We start from the raw sequence: 20288 nt of genomic DNA on the forward strand, positions 1-20288 counted from the left end.
GGAACCTGCCAAAGGTTAAATCTCTTCCTTAGACAACACCTTCGTTGCTACTTTTCCGACCGAAAGCCCCTGTACAATGATAGAAAATACGACAACAAAGTAGGTTGTAGCCAACAGCACAGGTTTATAAGGCCCTTCGTCCATAGACAAGGCCAGTGCAATGGATACGCCGCCACGCAAGCCACCCCATACCAGGATTTTGATCGTGCCGCTACTGAATTTATTTCTGAATGGAATGATGACTACAGGGATGTAGATTGATAAAAAACGTGCAAATAACACAATGAGGATACTGACAGCCCCGATCAGCCAATATGTTGTCACATTCTTGATGATCAGCAGCTCAAAACCGATAAAAAGGAACAGGATCGCATTCAGGATCTCATCGATCAGTTCCCAGAATTTGTTCAGATAGTCCTTTGTGGTTGCAGACATCGCTGTACGTTTACCATAGTTACCGATCACGATACCCGCTGCCACCATGGTTAGAGGTCCTGAGATGTGCATCGCATGTGCAATCAGATAGCCGCCCATGACCACCGACAGAGTGATGAGCACAGATACTTTATAGTCATCAATTTTACGCATGGCATTGGATGCACCTATTCCCAGCAAAGTACCCAGCAAGAATCCTCCTGCAGCCTCTTTAATCAGCAGCCATGAGATATTCCCAAATGAGATGTCAATATCGCTGCCTTGGGTCAGTTGCAGGATCACAGCAAAGACCACAACGGCCACACCATCATTAAACAAAGATTCACCTGCAACCTTGGTTTCCAGCGATTTTCTCACATTGGCTTCTTTCAGTACCCCCATCACCGCAATCGGGTCAGTAGGTGAAATCAAGGCCCCAAACAGGAGGCAGAAAATAAATGGGATCTGTAAACCCAAAAGCGGGGCGATATAAAAAAGCATACCGCCTACCGCAAAGGTAGAAATGATTACACTTACAGTAGAGAAGATAATGATAGGCCCCCGTTGCTCCCGGAGGTCTTTCAGGTTGATGTGAATGGCTCCGGCAAATAGGAGAAAATTCAACATCGCTCCCATCAGTACCTCTGTAAAGTCTACATCATTAAGAAGTTCTGAAAAGTGACTGAAAGTCTTTGGAAAGATATTTCCGGTAACGACCAGCATGATCGAGGTAAACATAGCAATGATCATGATGCCAATCGTAGAAGGCAACTTCAGGTACCGGAGATTGAGATAAGAAAAGAAAGATGCCAGCACAATAAGAACGGAAAAAGAATAATAAAGCTCCATTTAAAAAATTTTGGTGATTGGGTAAAGAAGACCATAAAAGATGGCCTATCCCTGCAAAATAAAAAAAATTAGGGCTTTTTATGCTATTTTTTCACATTAATGGCCGTACCTTCAAAATGTCATACTGAAAATAAAAGCATATTATTAACCACGCCTCATCAATACATAAACCTCTTTCATGTAGATGGCCTCGTCAATGGCATTTTTGAACGAATCGAATTCTTCTTCGTCAAAAGCAAAAGAAATATCGTCGTTGGGTGTGTGAAGGACTACCCTTTCCTCACCATCAGGAAAAGGAAGACAACTGCCATGAAAGTCAAGACTATTGACCACCTCCTGAAAAGAATCAAAAGCAAGGCTGCTAAAATTCAGCACAAGGTTGTTGTGCCAGATGTAATACATTCCACAGAATACACAATTACTGATCACCGTCTGATCTCTGGTGGCTAAAACCCTCGTCTTACACATATCTTCATTTTTTAATTCAGGGATGGCAGATGCTGATAAACACGCTCACCGAACCACGCTATTTAGATTTATTATAAACAGTGCAATAATATAGATTTTCTCCGATTAAAAGATCATCTGCCCGAATTAAAGATGATAAATCAAATTCCTTTAAAAGATATGGTAAAAGTAGCCCCCTCGTTGGGCCGGCTGTCTATGGTTAGTGGGATCAAACATGGGATAAATAAAAAAACAAGAAGATCTATAACTGATAATGCAGCATCACGACGCCATTTCCAAAAGTACGGCTGTCCAGCAGTTGTAATCTTGAAGCCTCAGACCGCTGCGGAAAAACGGTTCTGCCACCCCCAAGCATCACCGGACAGACCATCAGGATAAACTCATCAACCAGACCTTCCATTGTCAATGCCGAGGCGAGTGAAAGACTGCCCCAGAGGACAATGTTTTTACCCTCTTCCTGCTTCAGGATATTGATCTCGTGGGAAAGGTTAGACTGAACAATCCTCGCCGGCTCCCAACTCCCCCATGGCGCCTGGGTAAGCGTTTTAGAGCAAACGATCTTCGACTTTCCATTCAGCTCATCCGCCACCAGCTCCTGTTCCTTTGTTGCGGAAGGCCAGTACCCTGCAAACATCTCGTAAGTTTTCCGTCCAAGCAGGATGTGGTCCACCGTAGCCATAAACTCCAGCTGATACTCCTCCAGAGTTTCATTTACAGGGGTATGCCCCGAAAGTGACGGAATGAAATCCAAACCCTCATTTAAGTCGGTAGCGAAGCCATCCATACTGACAAATTCCTGAACAATTACTTTTCTCATCTCGTTTAAATTTGGTTTTAAAAAAAAAGGCCGATCAGCAATTTACAATAAAAAATCCAACTGGGCAACTCCCGCGTCCGGCTGTCGCATCACGCCCGTTATAACGTCGCCATTGCCCTCCGCGGTGTTAACAAAATAGCTTACTTTTATGATAACGAATTGAAGCCCTCATATTTTACCACCCATCAACAACAAACGATATGGAAAAAAGTAGATTTGAAGTAACCATCAATGCCAGTCCGGAAAAAGTATGGGCTGTACTCTGGGGAGACGATACCTACCCGCAATGGACGGCTGCATTTTCACCAGACTCCCGTGCGGAAACAGATTGGAAAAAAGGCAGTAAGGTATTGTTCCTGGATGCCAGCAACCAGGGCATGGTTAGTCGCATTGCGGAAAATATCCCTTATAAGTTTTTATCAATTGAACACCTTGGAGAGCTGAGGAATGGGATCGAAGATACCGAGAGTGAACGGGTTAAAGCATGGGCCGGTGCGCATGAAAATTACACGCTAAAAGAAATAGATGGCCAGACGCTCCTCGTCATTGACATGGACATCAATGATGAGTTTGCAGCGATGTTCAACGAAATATGGCCAAAAGCACTGGTGAAAGTAAAAGAAATTGCTGAAGGATAATGGTGATACTCCCGAAGTACATTTACTTCGGGAGTGCTTGCATTAACTTTTTATTATTTCAATATCACCCATTTATTGACTGTATTCAGTTCTGACTCCAGGACAACTTTGTAAAATGAAGATGGATATTTTGTGATGTCCGCAAGGTAGTGTTGCTGCCCGGCAGCAGTTTCAGCCAACAGTATATAGTGGTCCTTGCCTCCTTCTTTAAACAAATTGGTGGTGGCCAGCCAGATTTTCACCTTCCCTTTTTTGTCCAGCGCTTTCCAGCTGATATCCAGATGGTCGCTTATGTGGTTTACTTTCAAACCTGCCACCGCCACGGGGCCAAAAAAAGGGATGCCATCCTGTTCCTGCGCTACCGCTACGGGCAGTTTAACATTCAGATGATGCGCTATGGTTGGCATAATGTCTACAATTCCAAGATCAAAGTACTGACCGTAGGTATTCAACCGACCGTCGTTGCAAATTACCCAGGTGCTGCGCTGACGATCGGACTGGCCGCCATGACCGCGACCGCTTTTCTCATCCCTTCCGTGATCGGTAGTGATGACAATCAGCCAGTCCTCCTTAAACTGTTTTTCACGGTATTGAATCGCATCCCATATTTTTCCGACCTGCACATCCATCATTGCAATTGCCTTATAGAACTCAGGGCTGTCGCCATACATATGTCCCATATCATCGGTGTATTCAAGGTAAACCCAGGATAAATCAGGTGCCTGAGTTTTGATGGAGGTAACCGCATCACGCACAACCTGCTCATCTATCTGGTGCATATAGTCCGATTTTTTGTCATGTCTGAAACGTGCAGTATCCAGCTCATAACCATCAAAGTACTCATCCACTTTCAGGTTGCCCGCTGCGGGGAGGTTGTGGCCCAGCAGTTTAGTACGGTTGTCGGTCCAGCTGGAGAAGATGGCCGTCTTTTTATCAGGGTACTGATCCTTAAACAACCTGAAAATGTTCTGATAATTGTAGTTAGGTGCCTTTATCGCATTGTCCGGAACGTTGTGTTTGTTCACCCAGGTGCCCGTCAGCAGGCTGTTGTATCCCACGGCAGAGATGGTGGGCGTTTCATTATATGTCCCCTTATCACCGCCGACATGCATTCGTGTATAACTTCCGGCCTGAATGATTTTCTTCAGGTTCGGCAGGTCCTGGTTTTCCATCACATCAGCAGAAATGCCATCTGTAATGATATAAACTACTTTACGTTGCCTTTGCTGGGCACAGAGCCTTGAAGAAAGCGTTACCGAAAAGAATACAGTAACAATGAGGGTAATAGCTTTTATTGCCATGACTGGATTTTTTATTGATGAATGATCGTTGCGCATGTTTAATTAGTTAAAAAGCATGAGGAAAATAAGTATTCTCTACAGTACCATCGTCATATAGGTCGAGGATGGCATATCCCGGTGGCGTTTCCAGATAGTATCCGTCACCTTTAGACTCTGCGTCACCTTTGCCCCACCAGAAACCGCTCATCGCACCATTGCAGCAATAGCGCACGCCATTGTATTCGGTTTCATCAGACAGATGATTGTGGCCGCTGAGACAGATCCGTACCTTATCACGGTATTTGTAAAACAGGTCTTTCAGCTTTTTACAGTCAGAATGACCTCCACCGACCAATACCTGCGTGGTCCCTAAGATCGGATAATGGGACATCAGTAACACCTGCGATCCTGCCCTCAGCTTTCCAAGTTCAGCTTCAAGCCAGTTATATTGCTCCTCATCAAGGGAAATGTTCGCATTGTTGCCATCAAGAATAAAGAAATGCCAGTTTTTCCGGGAAAAGCTGTAATACCGATGTGGCATCTTCAATCTTTTGACCACATAGTCCTTGCCGTACATTGGGTCGGAAGTAGTGGGTGCTTTCCACCAGGTATCATGATTTCCTATACAGCTGTGCACCTCGTAACCTTTTAGCGTTGTCAGACAGTCATCCCATATTGCCCATTGTGAAATCACCTGTTCGCGAACAACATTATCATAAGACGCGTCATTGATGGCATCACCACCATTCAGGAAGAAATCGGGTTTGTGTTTATTTATAATGTGATTCAGGCAGCTTCTGAACCTTTCAGCTGCACGGTCGCCTTCTCTGATGTGTACGTCCGTGATATGGGCAACCGTCCATATTTTTTTCTTATCGCCAGATGATAGGGCTGCAGGAACTCCCGCCAATACTCCAGTTCCGCCCGCGGCTACCGCGGCTGCAGCCATACCGGCCGTTTTAAGTAAAGATCTTCTATTGAAGTTCATTTTTGTATGTTAATAGGAAACAAGCGCTCCCAACGAACCGATTTCAGCGGAACATCAGGAGCATTGGATTGAACTAATAATTTAAACTGACCTACCAACTAAAAATCTGCTTCAGGTTAGGGTTGAGCACAACATGTTGTTGAGGTATAGGTCTGTAATAATACTTCGGCTCAATAAAATTCCGTGTTGCAGTTTCGGTAACAATTGTTCCTCCATTGACACCATTCTTCAGAAAAACAGTAGCGTCTGTACCAATAATACCAGTCCTGTAATAAAGGAGTGTTACGCCTAAAGAATTTTTCTCTTTTTGCTCCTCAGCAGGGATCGTCACCGAGCGGTCAATCAAAATGATGTCTTCCACACCATCTCCGGTCATGTCGTATTTTCCAAGACCCGCAAAGTACATGCCTTCAGGGCTTTTCTCCAGCAGCTTGCCAGCACTCCACCTCATCAGGTCGTCATACCTCATGTTCTCAAATGCAAACTCCACACGGCGTTCTCTTCTGATTTCAAAGATGATCCCGGCATTGGTGGTTACATTCGGGAACTGCTGGCGCATCAATGGATCTGGATTGGCATTTGCCAGGGCCATGTTCATTGCCGGCATGTCCACCCTCGACCTCAGCAGGTTAACGGATTCATCAAGGTCAGTCTGCGTTAAGGTCCCCAGTTCTACTTTAGCTTCCGCATAGTTCAACAGTACTTCAGCATAACGGTACACCGGAAAGTCAACACCGTTCAATGTGGCCTGGTCAGTACTGTTCACATATCCCTTCAACTGATGGTAACCAGTGAAATTCTTGTTCAGACGCTGAATATAAGGCGCAGCATCCGGTACCCTGACCCATCCTGGATAAACCATAGTCTGTGCCAGGCGGGGATCCCTGTCCCTGAACTCCTGCACAAATCCTATCTGGTTGTAATTAGGCAGATCAGTAAAGCGGCTTCCGTCTTTCATCAGATAACTTTGGATCAGGTCCTTTGCCGGCGCCTGTTCATAATCTCCGAAAACCACAGAGTTCACATTCTGGCTGATGCCCTGGTTCATATCAAATGCGTTTACAAGGATCACTTCAGGATTTGTGCTAAGGTCCTGACTGGAGAACAGCTCTGCATAGTCTGCGACCGGGTTCTCTTTAGTTGAGATTTTGTAAAGCTTTGCATCCATGATTGCTCTGGAGATCTCAGCAGCAGTCTGCAGGAAGCTGTTTGCCGTGGATGCCAGATTCAATTCAGCATGATACTTACGGTAGGTACCTTCATAAAGTGCGGCACGGGAGTATAATGTAGCGACAGCCCATTTTCCAGGAACCCCAACACGTGCATCTGTTTTTACATGTTCATAGGCAAACTTTAAGTCGGCCATCACACTATCCATCACTAAGGCCCTTGGGTCACGTCCTTTATACAAGTCCTGATCACCTGGGTTGAGGGTCTTTGAATACCATGGTACATCAGAGAAACGTTTCACCTTGTCCAGGTAGAAGTCCGCTCTGTAGTATCTGGCCAATCCTGCGTAATGGTTCTTAATATCAGCAGTTACGTTTGCCCTGTTGTAATTTTCCAGAAAGTAGTTGATGTTACGCAAACGCTCCCAGTCCCATCCAGCAGTGATATTTTGTGCATTGCTGTTGCCAGCCATCACACTTTTCACCTCTACAAGAGCAGTGGTCACCACATTATCACTGCTCTGATCATTCAGGTAACTACTCCTGTTGGGCATTGATACCAAACCGTCTACATATAGTCTTAAGTCATCTTCGGAATTGAAGAAAAGTTCAGGTGCAATTGACGTCTGTGGAAAACGGTCAAGGTCACCTTTTTTACAGCTGGTCAGGCCACTGCAAATGATGATCAGTAAAATGTATATCGTCTTTTTCATGTGTATTTTTTTAATATGCCAGTACTAGAAATCAAGATTTAAGCCCGCTGAAAATCTTCTTTGGTAAGGATATGCCCAGGCACTGGTACTTTGGTTGATGGATTCAGGGTCAACATATTTTTTAATGGAGGAAAACTCATATAAGTTCTCACCAGAGGCAAAAATACGCAGCCTGCTGATGTGCAGTCGCTTGGTAAGGCTCGAAGGTAAAGTATATCCAAGGGTTACATTCTTGATCCTGAGATAGGCACCATTTAGGAGGTATTTGGTTTGAGGAATATCCAGCCCTCGTCCATCATTGGCATCTGCCAGCCATGACTGCAGCACAGGATAGGCAGAGTTCGTATTGGCATCTGCCAGACCTGCGGCTATATAAGAAGCAGAGTGTTTGGCACGCTGCTCAGGTGAGTCAGCTGCTCCACGGTAAAAGTCAAGGTTCCATGGGTAGATATTCGCATAAGGCTGCTGGTAGGGCCCCCAGAATAGGTAATGATGTGGATAAAAATCCCTCTTCAACACCCCCTGCATGAATACACCGAGGTCAAACCCGTTCCAATCCATGTTTAAGTTTATACCTACAGTGTAACGATCTGCAGTATTTCCAATGATCTTAAGGTCTTTCGGGTCACTGGCACTTAATCCTCTTTCAATCTTTCCATTCCCGTCAAGGTCTTTATATTTTGGCCAGCCGGGCACTACATCCAAGGCACCCCATGGTACAATACTGGATTGGTCAAGGGCATCAATCTCCATCTGATTCTGAAAATAACCATCGCTTTCCAAGCCCCATATTTCTCCAAGTTGCTGCCCTACCCTATAGTTATTGGCACCAAATATCATCTGGTCATTTGTAAAACGGGTAATCTTAGTCCTGGAGTCAGATAACATGATCTTGGCGTCAAAATTAAACGGCTTTGCGGCTACATTAAACCTGTCCCTGTAGCTGACCGAAACCTCCCATCCTCTAGTCTGCAGGTCGGCAACATTTTGAGCTGGCGGATTGGTTCCAAGCACAGCGGGCAGGTCCTGACCTGGAGCAATCATATCCTTTGTATTTCTAATGAAATAATCTCCCGTAAATGAGAATTTATTGTCAAACAATCCGATATCAGCTCCCATATTTAGCGTTGACGCACGCTCCCAGGTATAAGTTTGAGGATCAACCAACAGGCCTGGTGCCCCCTTAATAATTGGCAAAGTAGCCCCACCAATCAGGTAACCAGAGGTCCCCGGCACCAACGTCTGCAGATATCCAAAGTTATCCACTTCCTGGTTCCCCAGATCCCCGTAGGATGCGCGCAACTTGAAGATTGACAACACAGGAGCAAGAGGTTTAAAGAACTCTTCAGCACTCGCAATCCAGGCCAGGGATGCAGAAGGAAAGAACCCCCAACGTCTATCTACAGGGAAACGTGAAGATCCGTCATAACGGCCGGTTCCTTCCAGGATGTATCTTTCTTTGAAAGTATAATTTAGCCTACTGAAAGCACTAGTGGTAGCATAAGCACTGTATTCAGCTCCCGTTGTCTGCAATCCGGTGGTGAGTCCCAGGTATGGCAGGGAAGAAGAAATCAGCGACTCCCGCCTGACCAAAATCTTGGAATATCGATAATTCTCACTATTGTAACCAACCATAGCACTGAACGCATGATCACCAATCGTTTTCCTATAGGTCGTATATAAGTTGAAAGCATTGTTATATAACAGGCCATTGTCTTCACTTACAAATCCGTTTCCTCCTTCTTGTCTGATGTCATTAGGGCCATAGCCAATGAGGTACTTCTTTTGGTCGTTATGGTATTTCCACAATTCTCTCTTAAAGGAAGCGTCCCCATTGACCAGCAGATCACCTTTTAGTAAAGTAGCAACTGCTGAAGTAATATTATGAAAACCGAACATACTTTCCGTATTGTTACCACCATCAACTAACCGTGCAGCAAGCTTTCCGGCGGCAGTGTTTGCCCATGTGCCATCTGGATTTTTTGCCACATCTGTTGGCTGCAGGTAATACAAATCGGTAATGCTGGCATTTGGAAGCGCCTTTTTAGTTTCGTAAATGTTTATGTTATTGTCAATCTTCAACCAGGATACCGGGGAGAATCCAACCCTGCCTCTCAATCCATAACGATCCCAATAATCATCGGTTAACTTATTCAATCCGTTATCTTTCGTATAGTTTGTAGAAAGGTAATATGTCAACGGATTATTGTTTAGCGTCGCTCCCCCCGAAAAAGTAAGTGTATGGTTTTGAGATAAACTCGTTTTATTGAAAAAGTAATCATTCCAGTTGTTACTTCCCATATATGCCCATTTATTGGGATCCTGCGGATCTATACGTGTATCTGCTATAGCTGGGTTTTCAGACCGCTCTTTTGCCCAGCGGTAATGCTCATCACTATAATTTACATAATCCCAGGGTGTATTGTCTGTCGCAGTTTCCAATACCCTCGAATAAATATATGGATCAGTAACAGCCTCAGGCAAAACTGTAGGCCTTCCAAATGCAGTATTGGCATTATAGCTAATGGTATTGTGTCCTGCTGCACCTTGTTTTGTAGTGATCAGAATTACTCCAAAAGCTGCCCTGGCGCCATATATTGCAGCCGACGCTGCATCGCGCAATACGGTATAAGAAGTAATGTCTGAGGGAGTTAGTCTTAGTAAATCATCTGTACTGGTCGCTGGAACACCATCAATCACAATTAATGGACTACTGCCGTTGATAGAACCAACCCCACGGATATTAATATTTGGTACCGAACCTGGTGCCCCACCCCCATAAGAAATGTTCAAGCCCGGACTCAAACCCTGTAATCCTTGCAAAGCATTTGAAACAGGCCTGGAAGCCAGTTGTTCGCCGGATATCTGGTCAATAGCTCCCGCAACATTGATCTTTTTCTTGGTACCGAAACCAACTACCACAATCTCATCAAGATTTCCATTGTCTGTTTGCAGATTGACATTTAATGTTGTCCTGCCTCCGAGGGTAACCTCCTGCTGTTTGTACCCAATGTAAGTAAAGATCAATATTGATGCTGGCTTCACATTGGTTAAGGTGTATTTACCATTCACATCTGTCGCAATTCCCTGCGTTGAGCCTTTGACCGTAATGCTCACCGAAGGGATCGGCCCCTTCGTCTCCGCATCCAGAACCACCCCCTGAACGGTGATGTTCTGCGCAGCAGCTGTGAGGACGCCAAGCACAAGGTTAACAATTAAAAAAAGTAGTTTTCTTTTCATCTTCAAGTTAATATTAGTGTAAGTTTATTTAGCAGTGTACCCGTTTAAAGCGCCGCTAAATTCATGTTATAATATTAACGCGAGGTTAAGCCCCAATTAAAATATTAATTGAACATACAGTCAATCTATATCTTACTTTTTTGTTTGCAATCACATAAGTTTTACTTAGTTTGCGCCCTTTATTATACCGATACTATGGGCAGAAAGAGTCTTAAAGAAACAAGACAACAGGAGATCGTTAAAATATTCTACAAAGTCGCCAAAAAAGAAGGCTATGAAAATACTTCGATAGCGAAGATCGCTAAGGTGATGGACATCAACCCAAGTCTGATCATCCACTATTTTGAGACCAAAGAAGACCTTACTTACGCACTGATCGACTACATCCTGGAAAGATACCTGCTGATATACACCATCAAACACAAAGGCGGCATGACCCTGGAAGACCTGCAGCGCACCGTGGAGATGCTGTTTTCTAAAAAATGGAACTTACTGTTCGATGACGGTCTTTTCTATACCTTTTACGCCCTTGCCTTTCGGGAGAAAAAAATCAAAGTAAAATATAAGACCATACTCGATTCATTGCGAAGCGCATTGGCAGGCATGATTGAATCATGTAATGAAAAAAAGCTGATTCAGGTGGAGAACCCGCAGGTCACGGCAGATCTGATTTTTGTCCTCGTAGATGGGGCTTACTTTTATTTATCCCTGGAAGACGACAAAAAAGCATACGACGACAGGCTGGACTATTATCAGGCAATGGCCTTTAAAATCCTTGGGATGAAACCGCTACTTCTTGCTGACCTTCCAGCGGCCACGTAGCTGCGTGCCCAGCACGTATACACCAATGAACATCCAAAGCAAATTGGCAACCATATTGGGCAGATCATCATTATCTAAGGCGGTAACCACCAAACATAACCCTCCTATAATATTCAGCAGCTGAAAAAGCATAGATTGCGAATGAACCAGTTTCATGCTCAGCAATAAATACCCCAGTGTACATGAAACTACCCCCAGCCAGCCGATACTTGTTAATATAAACTGTAACATCCGGACAAAATTTAACCGAAGGTACCATCCCAATACTTACTTAATGTTAACTCTGAATGAAAATAAAAATAGAATGATGACTCATGATTTCTTTTCTATCAGAGGAACAATAAGATAACATTATTTGGCTATTGAGTTAAAACAATTGCCCTTGTTTTGCATTATTAGTACAATCAAACGTTTAATATGGAGAAAACAGAACAAAAGATCAGCTCGGACTTGCAGAAATTCATAGACAAGTTTGAACCTAGTAAATTCAAAATGTTGGCTAAGGGAATTGAAATCAGAGGAATCAATGACCTTCATAGAAACATTACACAAGCCAAAGACCTAATTGAGCGGATGAAACTCAAACTCACCGTCTCTCATAATGCTGAGATGGTAAGCTATGGCGGATTTGAAGTCAACAACCTATAATTTTTAATCATCGCTATAAAAAGGTCCTGCATTATTGATGCAGGACCTTTTTTTATCCGCCCAGTACACTTGTTTAGACCATCAGACCCGGCTTTTACGGGTTCCTTAAATTATTGACACAATTCTGACCATGAAAAAACACATTCCTCATCATAATTGTCATTCCTGCTCTTATTTTTGACGCAGAATATGAGGACCATCATTATATTTTTTCTATCGCTATTTTTTCTGCTTTTTAAAGGGCATGTAGATAGCTATGCTGCTGATGGTCATTACAGTAAAGGATATTACCTCTCCGCCAAAAGGGCTGACAAAGCTGAACAGCAACAATTTGGAAAGCTGATGAAGGACCTCCCGCTGGTAAAGCACAATCACATTAGCGAAAAAAAGGATGATGTAGTCAGCATCGAAAACGAAGAAGATAGTGAAGATCCGGGGTATACCAGGAAACAGAACCTTCCAATTAAGTATGCCGTTGCCCTCAGCTTCAGTTCCACATTATACCACGATTACCACTCATCAAAGAACCGTCTGCCGCTATGCAGACATTTATCTTATACTTCATCCTACAAGTATATCCTGCAAAGGGTACTCAGGATATGAGCATTACCTAAACACAGTTTCTGTATATATGACCTCTGTTTCAGCAATTTTGTAACTGCTGAAGGTTATGATGTTTATATCAGTTAACTGATGTCTTTTCTAAATCAGGGACTCCCCTGATTCCATATTATCAAAAGCTTAATTATTTACTGAAATATCATGAAGAGAATTGTAATGCTCATGGGCCTGTGTGCTTTATTGTGCCACGCGGGTTGTACCTCCAAAAAAGAAGAAAAGGAAGAAGTAAGCACGTACACCGTGACCAGTCCTTTGAAAATTGACACTTCATTTACCAAAGAATATGTATCACAAATCAAGTCTGTGAGAAACATTGAACTCCGCGCATTGGCGAAGGGTTTCTTACAGAACATCTATGTCGATGAAGGTCAGTTTGTTAAAGCCGGACAGGTGTTATTCAGGATCATGCCGAAGATGTACGAAGCCGAATACCAGAAAGCAGAAGCTGAAGTCAAAGCGTCGAACATTGAAATGCAGAATACCAAAACACTGTCTGATAAAAATGTAGTGTCAAAAAATGAACTGGCAATGGCCCAGGCGAAGCTCGATCAGGCAAAAGCCGAACTGGCCCTCGCAAAATTCCACCTTTCGGCTACAGAGATCAGGGCCCCCTTTGATGGCACCATCGACCGGATCCCTCTAAAACAAGGGAGTCTTGTGGATGAAGGAGAGCTGCTTACCAGCCTATCAGACAACAGGCAGATGTTCGCCTATTTTAACGTCTCTGAACCGGAATACCTCGATTATGAAACCGACGTTAAAAATCGCGGGAACAATAAAGTCAGCCTTCTCCTCGCCAACAATCAACCATTGAAATATCAGGGCGAGGTAGAGACCATTGAGAGTGAGTTTGACAATGAAACAGGAAACATTGCCTTCAGGGCAAAGTTCCCTAATCCGGATCATCTCCTGAAGCATGGCGAAACCGGCAAAGTGCAAATGACCATGCCACTGCACAACGCACTCATCATCCCGCAGAAAACAACTTATGAAATCCAGGACAAGATGTACGTTTTTGTGGTGGACAAAAATGGGCTGGTAAGGTCGAGAAACATTACCGTCGCCAGCGAAATGCCCGACCTGTATGTCGTAGCAACCGGGCTTTCCGAAAATGACAAGATACTGCTCGAAGGTGTACAGAAAGTGAAAGATGACGACAGGATCAAGTATGAACTTGTAGCGCCTAAAGAGGCCATTGCTCATCTTCAGCTCAAAGCAGAATAGTGATTTAAACAAAAGATATTTTTATGTTCAATAGATTCATACACAGGCCGGTCCTGTCGATAGTCATCTCGCTCATCATCGTATTTCTCGGCGTGCTGGCGATGACCCACCTGCCTGTTACCCAGTTCCCCTCCATCTCGCCACCTAAGGTGAACATTACCGCCGAATACCCCGGCGCAAACGGCGAGCTCATGATCAAGTCGGTCATCATTCCACTGGAAAGAGCCATCAACGGCGTTCCGGGCATGAAGTATATGGCTTCTGATGCGGGCAACGATGGCGAAGCCACCATCCAGGTGGTCTTCAACCTGGGTACCGACCCCAACCAGGCCTCCGTAAACATTCAGAACCGTGTAGCCTCCGTAGTCAATAAACTCCCTCCACTTGTGGTTCGTGAGGGGGTGAAAATTACGCGCGAGGAGTCCAACATGCTGATGTACATCAACCTCTACAGCAAAGACCCTAAGATGGACCAGAAGTTCCTCTTCAACTTCGCAGACATCAACGTACTGTCTGAATTGAAAAGGGTCGACGGCGTCGGCGTAGCCGACATCCTCGGTAACCGCGAATATGCCATGAGGATCTGGCTGAAACCGGACCGCATGCTGGCCTATAAAATCTCTGCTGATGAAGTGCTGGAGGCCCTGAACCAGCAAAGTCTTGAAGCCTCCCCAGGTAAAACCGGTGAGAGCTCTGGTAAACGTTCTCAATCATTTGAGTATGTGCTAAAATACCCGGGTCGCTTTACCACGAAAGAGGGCTATCAGAACATCATCCTCAGGTCCAGTGCTAATGGAGAAATCCTGCGCCTGAAAGACGTGGCCAACGTAGAATTCGGAAGTTCCATGTACGACATCTATTCCAACCTAAACGGACATGCTTCTGCCGCGATTACTGTCAAACAATCTTATGGCAGTAATGCCAGTCAGGTGATCAAAGACATCAAGACCAAAATGGAGGAAATCAAAAAAACATCCTTCCCTAAAGGAGTGGACTATGAGATCAGCTATGATGTCTCCAAGTTTCTGAATGCCTCCATTGAAAAGGTCATCCACACATTGGTTGAAGCTTTTATTCTGGTAGGCCTTGTGGTATTCCTCTTCCTCGGCGACTGGCGTTCTACGCTGATCCCGGCGATTGCGGTTCCGGTATCGCTCATCGGAACCTTTGTGTTCATGCAGTTCTTCGGCATCACGCTGAACCTCATTACCCTGTTCGCACTAGTGCTCGCCATTGGGGTCGTGGTAGATGATGCCATTGTGGTCATTGAAGCGGTACATGCCAAGATGCATGAAGAACACCTTTCCGCGTTTAAGGCAACCAAGAAAGCCATGCACGAGATCAGCGGTGCAATCATTGCCATCACCTTCCTGATGGCTGCGGTATTTATCCCCGTTGCTTTTATGTCCGGACCTGTGGGTATATTTTACCGGCAATTTTCGATCACCATGGCCACCGCCATCATCCTTTCGGGTGTAGTTGCGCTGACGCTCACACCTGCGCTTTGTGCCATGATGCTCAAAAACAATCATGGAAAACCAAAAAAGAAAAAAGGACTGGACAAGTTTCTGGATGGTTTCAATAACGGCTTCAACCGTCTCTCCGGAAAGTACCAGCGTATATTGGGCAGCATCGTCAACCGCAGGTCCGTTACTTTCGGTATGCTGATCGCCTTCTGCATCGGCACCTATTTCCTGAACAATAACCTTCCTTCGGGATTTATTCCCAATGAAGACCAGGGGATGTTTTATGCCATCATCCAAACCCCTCCGGGATCCTCACTGGAGCGTACCAACCAAATTGCCGAACGCCTGCAGAAAATTGCCGAGGGGATGGAAGACGTAAAGTCTGTTTCTTCCCTTGCAGGTTATGAAATCCTCACCGAGGGTACCGGTGCCAACTCCGGAACCTGCCTTATCAACCTCAAAAGCTGGGATGAACGCAAACACAATGTGCAGGAAGTCATCCATGAGCTGGAGGAGAAATCCCAGGAAATTACTGGCGCCACCATCGAGTTCTTCCAGCCTCCGGCAGTACCGGGATATGGCGCAGCTGGTGGTTTTGAGCTGCGTCTGCTGGATAAGGCAGGGACCGGCGACTTCAAGAAAATGGAGACCGTTAGCCGCGACTTTGTAAAGGAGCTCAGCAAACGTCCGGAACTGTCTTCTGTGTTTACCTTTTACAGCGCCAGCTTTCCTCAATATATGCTGCGGGTAGACAATGACATCGCCCAGCAAAAAGGTGTAACCATAGAGAATGCCATGAATACCCTTTCCACACTGGTAGGTAGTAATTACGAAACCAACTTCATCAAGTTTGACCGTCAGTATAAAGTGATGGTGCAGGCACTGCCGCAGTACAGGGCCCTTCCGGAAGATGTATTGAAACTTTATGTTAAGAACAACAAAGATGAGATGGTGCCTTTCTCTGCCTTCATGAAGATGGAGAAGGTCTACGGCCTGTCTGAGATCACCAGGCACAACATGTACAATGCCTCAGAGATCAGTGGTTCATCTGCACCAGGTTATAGCAGCGGTGCTGCTATTAGTGCCATCAATGAAGTAGCTGCGAAGACGTTGCCGAGAGGTTTCGGCATAGACTGGGCCGGAATTTCCAAGGACGAGGTGGCACGTGGCAACGAGGCCATATATATCTTCCTCATCTGCCTCGGCTTCGTATACCTGATCCTTGCCGCGCAATATGAAAGTTTCGTCTTACCCTTGGCGGTCATCCTTTCACTGCCAGCAGGGATCTTCGGGGCCTTCCTTGTATTGAAGTTATGCGGACTGGAGAACAACATTTACGCGCAGGTTTCCCTGGTGATGCTCATCGGACTGCTTGGCAAAAATGCCGTACTGATCGTCGAGTTTGCGGTACAGAAACACCGCATGGGCGCATCTGTGCTGAGCGCCGCTCTGGAGGGTGCTGCCGTCAGGTTCCGCCCGATCCTCATGACCTCATTTGCCTTTATCGCAGGCCTTATCCCATTGGCCTTTGCCTCCGGCCCTGGTGCCATCGGCAACAGAACCATAGGCTCTGCCGCCGCAGGGGGTATGCTCTTCGGAACGGTCTTCGGCGTACTGATCATTCCGGGCTTATACTACATATTCGGCAAGATTGCAGAAAAGATAGTGCTCGTCAAACATGAAGAAGAAAATCCATTAACAGAAGCCATTGACCACAATGAATAATTATAAGATATATACCTGTGTAGCGCTGCTGGGCATCTGCCTGGCAGCAACAGGTTGTAAAATCCCAGCCATTACACAACGCCAGGAGAACAACGCAGTCCCTGCATCTTACCACAACAGCAGCGACACCACCAACACTGCGTCCCTGCAATGGCGTAGCTTTTTCCGGGACAGCAACCTGGTCAGTCTGATTGACACTGCCCTGCATCGCAATCAGGAGCTCATGATTACTTTGCAAGAGATAGAAATAGCAAAAAATGACATCAGACTCAAACAGGGACAGATCCTGCCAACCGTAGGTGCAAAAATTGGCCTTGGTGTCGAAAAAGTGGGTAGATATACCAGTCAGGGTGCCGGTGACGCTTCTACGGAAATCGCTCCTGGAAAAGAAACTCCTGATCCATTGATGGACTACGGCGCCATGGCTTATGCCAACTGGGAAGTAGACATCTGGAAGAAACTCCATAATGCAAAAAAAGCCGCAGTAAGCAGATACCTCTCCACCGTTGAGGGCAAAAATTTTGTCCTCACCAATATGATCGCCGAGGTTGCCAATTCCTACTATGAACTCCTGGCATTGGACAGTCAGATGGAGATCGTCAAACAGAACATCGCCCTGCAGAAAAATGCACTTGAAGTGGTAAAGATTCAAAAGGAAGCAAGCAGGGTGACAGAGCTCGCCGTGCAGAAATTCAGGGCAGAAGTACTGAACTCTCAAAGTCTCGAGTTCAACATCCAGCAACAGATCACAGAAACGGAGAATAAGATCAATGCCTTGCTTGGCCGTTATCCACAGGCAATACCGAGAACCCAGCATCACTTCTTCGACATCATGCCTGCAATGGTTCAGACTGGAATTCCTTCACAATTGCTGGCCAACCGTCCGGACATCAAAAAGGCAGAACTTGAACTCGTTGCCGCCAAGCTGGACGTAAAGGTTGCAAGGGCAGAATTCTATCCTTCTTTTGGCATCTCCGCGGGATTTGGCTTTCAGGCATTCAACCCATCGTACCTGGTAAAGTTCCCGGAATCAATGTTATATTCCCTGGTGGGGGACCTTGCTGGCCCGCTGATCAACAGGAATGGCATCAAAGCAGAATTCCTGAGTGCCAATGCGCGACAGATCCAGGCCATGTACAACTATGAAAAGACCATCTTAAATGCATATATGGAGGTGTCCAACTCACTGTCCAGCATCAGCAATCTGGACAAAAGTTATGAGCTCAAATCGAAAGAAGTAGAGGCCCTAACGAAATCTATAGACATCTCTAATGACCTGTTCAGGTCATCAAGGGCAGACTATCTGGAAGTACTGATGACACAAAGAGATGCACTGGCTTCAAAACTGGAGCTGGTGGAAACTAAAAAGGAACAACTGAATGCAGCCATCAATGTGTATAAAGCACTTGGTGGTGGCTGGAAGTAAGTATCTCTAAAGTAAAAAGCGCACATTGGCTATTGCCAATGTGCGCTTTTTTATTGATCTTAAAAAAACAAATCTGTATCAGGATCAATAATATCAATTACATGTTTGACAATACCCTCCTCACTACAATACAGAAAATGTTCATTTAACTATCGCAAAAGGAATTTTAGAGCCTGAATTCCCGACTGTATGGGACAGTTGGAAAACTTCTGAATATCAATCCAGTACTAATGCAGACCGAATGATGTTATTAAGGAGGTCATTGACGACCAAAAACTTTAAATACAAAATCATCGGCAACTGTCCATTTTTGGGAAAAGGATCATTAGATCCGCAGATATCGTTGTTTTAGGAAGCAAAAAATCCCGCTCTACTCATCGTAAAGCGGGATCGTAGCCCAAGAGTTACAAATGTTGAACTCTTTCAAGGACGATTTAATGCTTTTGGCTGCTATTGGAGATGATCCATTAGCTTGAACCGTAATGCAAATATAGGAATTAGAATAGGATTTCCTAAAGTGCTTTTTCAATTTCAGGAAATTCGTTTTTAACTTGCTCAATATCAATTTAAAAAATTATCCTACAACATCTGAAAATGAAAAGCCAGCAGGTTAAAATCTGCTGGCTTTGAACGTTTAAAAATAGCTACTGTTATAATCTCATAAGCACAGTAATCACTCCAAAAACTATCAGCAAAAATCCAAACAGATTAAAAAACCGCTCCAAAAACCGGATAGCTACAGCTGTTAAATAGCTGGAGAATACTTCTATACCTGCAATATTTCTGCGCCTGAACCTGCGCCTGCCGACCCAAAAACGGATCACTAGACCAATTGAAATCAGTATCAGTCCATTTGTATCTAAATTTGAAAACATAGGTTTATGTAAAAAGGGGATTGCTCCCCGTAAAAAAATCAATTAATTATCTGCGGAATTTAAACAACCTTGTTCCCCGCTTTTTCAGGTAACTGGCCGTATAGCCGTTATCTTCAATGATGCTTCTTACCAGTTTCTCCGCTACATTAGCCGTGTGCAAATCACCTTGGTGCATCTGCATATCTTCAAGATTATAAAAATGTTTCAGGGCTTTAGCTAGCTCAAAGAGTGCTTTTTTCGGGGTTTTCTCTGTACAACACATATTAGGATAGATTGAGTGAATAGGGATTGGAATTTTAAATGATGCCTTCATCGGCAAAAGAATAGAAGCCGCAGTGCTTGGTCAGGATGATGTGATCAAGCAACTGCAAGTCAAGTAATTTACCCACTTCTACCAGTCTTCTGGTAAGCATTAAATCGGCTTCACTTGGTTTCAGACGTCCGCTGGGGTGGTTATGACATAAGATAATCCCAGTACATAAGCTCTTTAAAGCCACTGAAAAAACCAGTTTCGGATCAATTACAGTCCCAGTCATTCCCCCGCTTGAAACCTCTTTAATGCCAATTACTCTATTGGAACGGTTCAGTAAAAGCATATAGCACTGCTCGGTCATCTCGATGACGTCGTGATTCCAGTTCTCATAAAAGATGTCGTATGCGTGTTGCGATGTAGTGACCTGTGGCCGCTCCGATGCTTTAAATTTAGGTTGATAGCTCACTTTGATCTCTGAAATTGAAAAAAAAGGGTTTTGGGTTTGCACGCTCATAATGAAGAAAAATAAAAGGTTAAAAAATCTGTTAACTCTTCTTCCTTGTCCCTGTCCTAACAGAGCTTTTTTCCAAAGAAAAAAGGACAAAAAAGAAAGCAACAGAAAGGATGGCTAGGCAGAAAATGGGGCGGAATA

17 protein-coding genes are annotated in these 20288 nt (G+C 44.7%); 7 read left to right on the forward strand and 10 right to left on the reverse strand.

Annotation, left to right across the window (positions count from 1 at the left end; genetic code table 11):
- Positions 1-15: 15 nt before the first annotated feature.
- The 3 genes from PBAL39_RS08225 to PBAL39_RS08235 form a co-directional block, all read right to left on the reverse strand.
- Positions 16-1263 carry a sodium:proton antiporter gene (locus PBAL39_RS08225; RefSeq protein WP_008240277.1) on the reverse strand — a complete coding sequence of 416 codons (1248 nt, stop codon included), beginning with the start codon at positions 1261-1263 and terminating at the stop codon, positions 16-18.
- A 144-nt stretch (positions 1264-1407) separates the two neighbouring features.
- The gene (locus PBAL39_RS08230) at positions 1408-1731 is read right to left on the reverse strand and encodes a DUF6686 family protein (protein WP_157273947.1); all 324 of its coding nucleotides are present in this window, start codon (positions 1729-1731) and stop codon (positions 1408-1410) included.
- Positions 1732-1972: 241 nt separating this feature from the next.
- On the reverse strand, positions 1973-2548 hold the full coding sequence (locus PBAL39_RS08235) for a dihydrofolate reductase family protein (RefSeq protein WP_008240282.1): 576 nt from the start codon (positions 2546-2548) through the stop codon (positions 1973-1975).
- Positions 2549-2748: 200 nt separating this feature from the next.
- Here PBAL39_RS08235 and PBAL39_RS08240 point away from each other — a divergent pair, with 200 nt between their 5' ends.
- On the forward strand, positions 2749-3186 hold the full coding sequence (locus tag PBAL39_RS08240) for an SRPBCC domain-containing protein (protein ID WP_008240284.1): 438 nt from the start codon (positions 2749-2751) through the stop codon (positions 3184-3186).
- Positions 3187-3239: 53 nt separating this feature from the next.
- On the opposite strand, the gene PBAL39_RS08245 is transcribed toward PBAL39_RS08240, so the two are convergent.
- The 4 genes from PBAL39_RS08245 to PBAL39_RS08260 all read right to left on the reverse strand — a co-directional run bounded on the left by PBAL39_RS08245 (position 3240) and on the right by PBAL39_RS08260 (position 10576).
- The gene (locus tag PBAL39_RS08245) at positions 3240-4487 is read right to left on the reverse strand and encodes an alkaline phosphatase family protein (protein ID WP_008240286.1); all 1248 of its coding nucleotides are present in this window, start codon (positions 4485-4487) and stop codon (positions 3240-3242) included.
- A gap of 46 nt (positions 4488-4533) precedes the next feature.
- Complete coding sequence (locus PBAL39_RS08250; RefSeq protein ID WP_008240288.1) at positions 4534-5454, reverse strand: metallophosphoesterase; 921 nt, start codon at positions 5452-5454, stop codon at positions 4534-4536.
- Between the two features lie 91 nt (positions 5455-5545).
- Complete coding sequence (locus PBAL39_RS08255; protein WP_008240290.1) at positions 5546-7336, reverse strand: RagB/SusD family nutrient uptake outer membrane protein; 1791 nt, start codon at positions 7334-7336, stop codon at positions 5546-5548.
- 24 nt (positions 7337-7360) lie between these two features.
- Positions 7361-10576, reverse strand: a complete 3216-nt coding sequence (locus PBAL39_RS08260) for a TonB-dependent receptor (RefSeq protein ID WP_008240292.1) — start codon at positions 10574-10576, stop codon at positions 7361-7363.
- A gap of 195 nt (positions 10577-10771) precedes the next feature.
- Here PBAL39_RS08260 and PBAL39_RS08265 point away from each other — a divergent pair, with 195 nt between their 5' ends.
- Complete coding sequence (locus tag PBAL39_RS08265) at positions 10772-11398, forward strand: TetR family transcriptional regulator (RefSeq protein WP_008240294.1); 627 nt, start codon at positions 10772-10774, stop codon at positions 11396-11398.
- On the opposite strand, the gene PBAL39_RS25290 is transcribed toward PBAL39_RS08265, so the two are convergent.
- Positions 11366-11629 carry a hypothetical protein gene (locus PBAL39_RS25290; RefSeq protein WP_157273948.1) on the reverse strand — a complete coding sequence of 88 codons (264 nt, stop codon included), beginning with the start codon at positions 11627-11629 and terminating at the stop codon, positions 11366-11368. The two genes, PBAL39_RS08265 and PBAL39_RS25290, sit on opposite strands and share 33 nt — an antisense overlap.
- A gap of 186 nt (positions 11630-11815) precedes the next feature.
- On the opposite strand from PBAL39_RS25290, the gene PBAL39_RS08275 reads away from it, so the two are divergent.
- From PBAL39_RS08275 to PBAL39_RS08295, 5 genes are all read left to right on the forward strand, one after another.
- On the forward strand, positions 11816-12046 hold the full coding sequence (locus PBAL39_RS08275; RefSeq protein WP_008240295.1) for a hypothetical protein: 231 nt from the start codon (positions 11816-11818) through the stop codon (positions 12044-12046).
- 189 nt (positions 12047-12235) lie between these two features.
- Positions 12236-12649 carry a hypothetical protein gene (locus PBAL39_RS08280; RefSeq protein ID WP_008240297.1) on the forward strand — a complete coding sequence of 138 codons (414 nt, stop codon included), beginning with the start codon at positions 12236-12238 and terminating at the stop codon, positions 12647-12649.
- A 159-nt stretch (positions 12650-12808) separates the two neighbouring features.
- Complete coding sequence (locus PBAL39_RS08285) at positions 12809-13891, forward strand: efflux RND transporter periplasmic adaptor subunit (RefSeq protein WP_008240299.1); 1083 nt, start codon at positions 12809-12811, stop codon at positions 13889-13891.
- A gap of 23 nt (positions 13892-13914) precedes the next feature.
- Positions 13915-17082: an efflux RND transporter permease subunit gene (locus PBAL39_RS08290; RefSeq protein WP_008240301.1), complete on the forward strand. Its 3168-nt coding sequence runs from the start codon at positions 13915-13917 to the stop codon at positions 17080-17082.
- Positions 17075-18508: a TolC family protein gene (locus PBAL39_RS08295; RefSeq protein ID WP_008240303.1), complete on the forward strand. Its 1434-nt coding sequence runs from the start codon at positions 17075-17077 to the stop codon at positions 18506-18508. Before PBAL39_RS08290 ends, PBAL39_RS08295 begins: the two co-directional genes overlap by 8 nt.
- Before the next feature lie 921 nt (positions 18509-19429).
- On the opposite strand, the gene PBAL39_RS25795 is transcribed toward PBAL39_RS08295, so the two are convergent.
- Positions 19430-19564, reverse strand: coding sequence for a hypothetical protein (locus PBAL39_RS25795; protein ID WP_255348736.1), 135 nt, complete (start codon positions 19562-19564; stop codon positions 19430-19432).
- A gap of 115 nt (positions 19565-19679) precedes the next feature.
- Entirely contained in the window at positions 19680-20150 is a 471-nt protein-coding gene (locus PBAL39_RS08310) for a RadC family protein (RefSeq protein ID WP_039866313.1), read from the reverse strand.
- Between the last annotated feature and the right edge of the window lie 138 nt (positions 20151-20288).

Origin of the sequence: Pedobacter sp. BAL39, from assembly GCF_000170795.1 — a bacterium.
Taxonomy (GTDB): domain Bacteria; phylum Bacteroidota; class Bacteroidia; order Sphingobacteriales; family Sphingobacteriaceae; genus Pedobacter.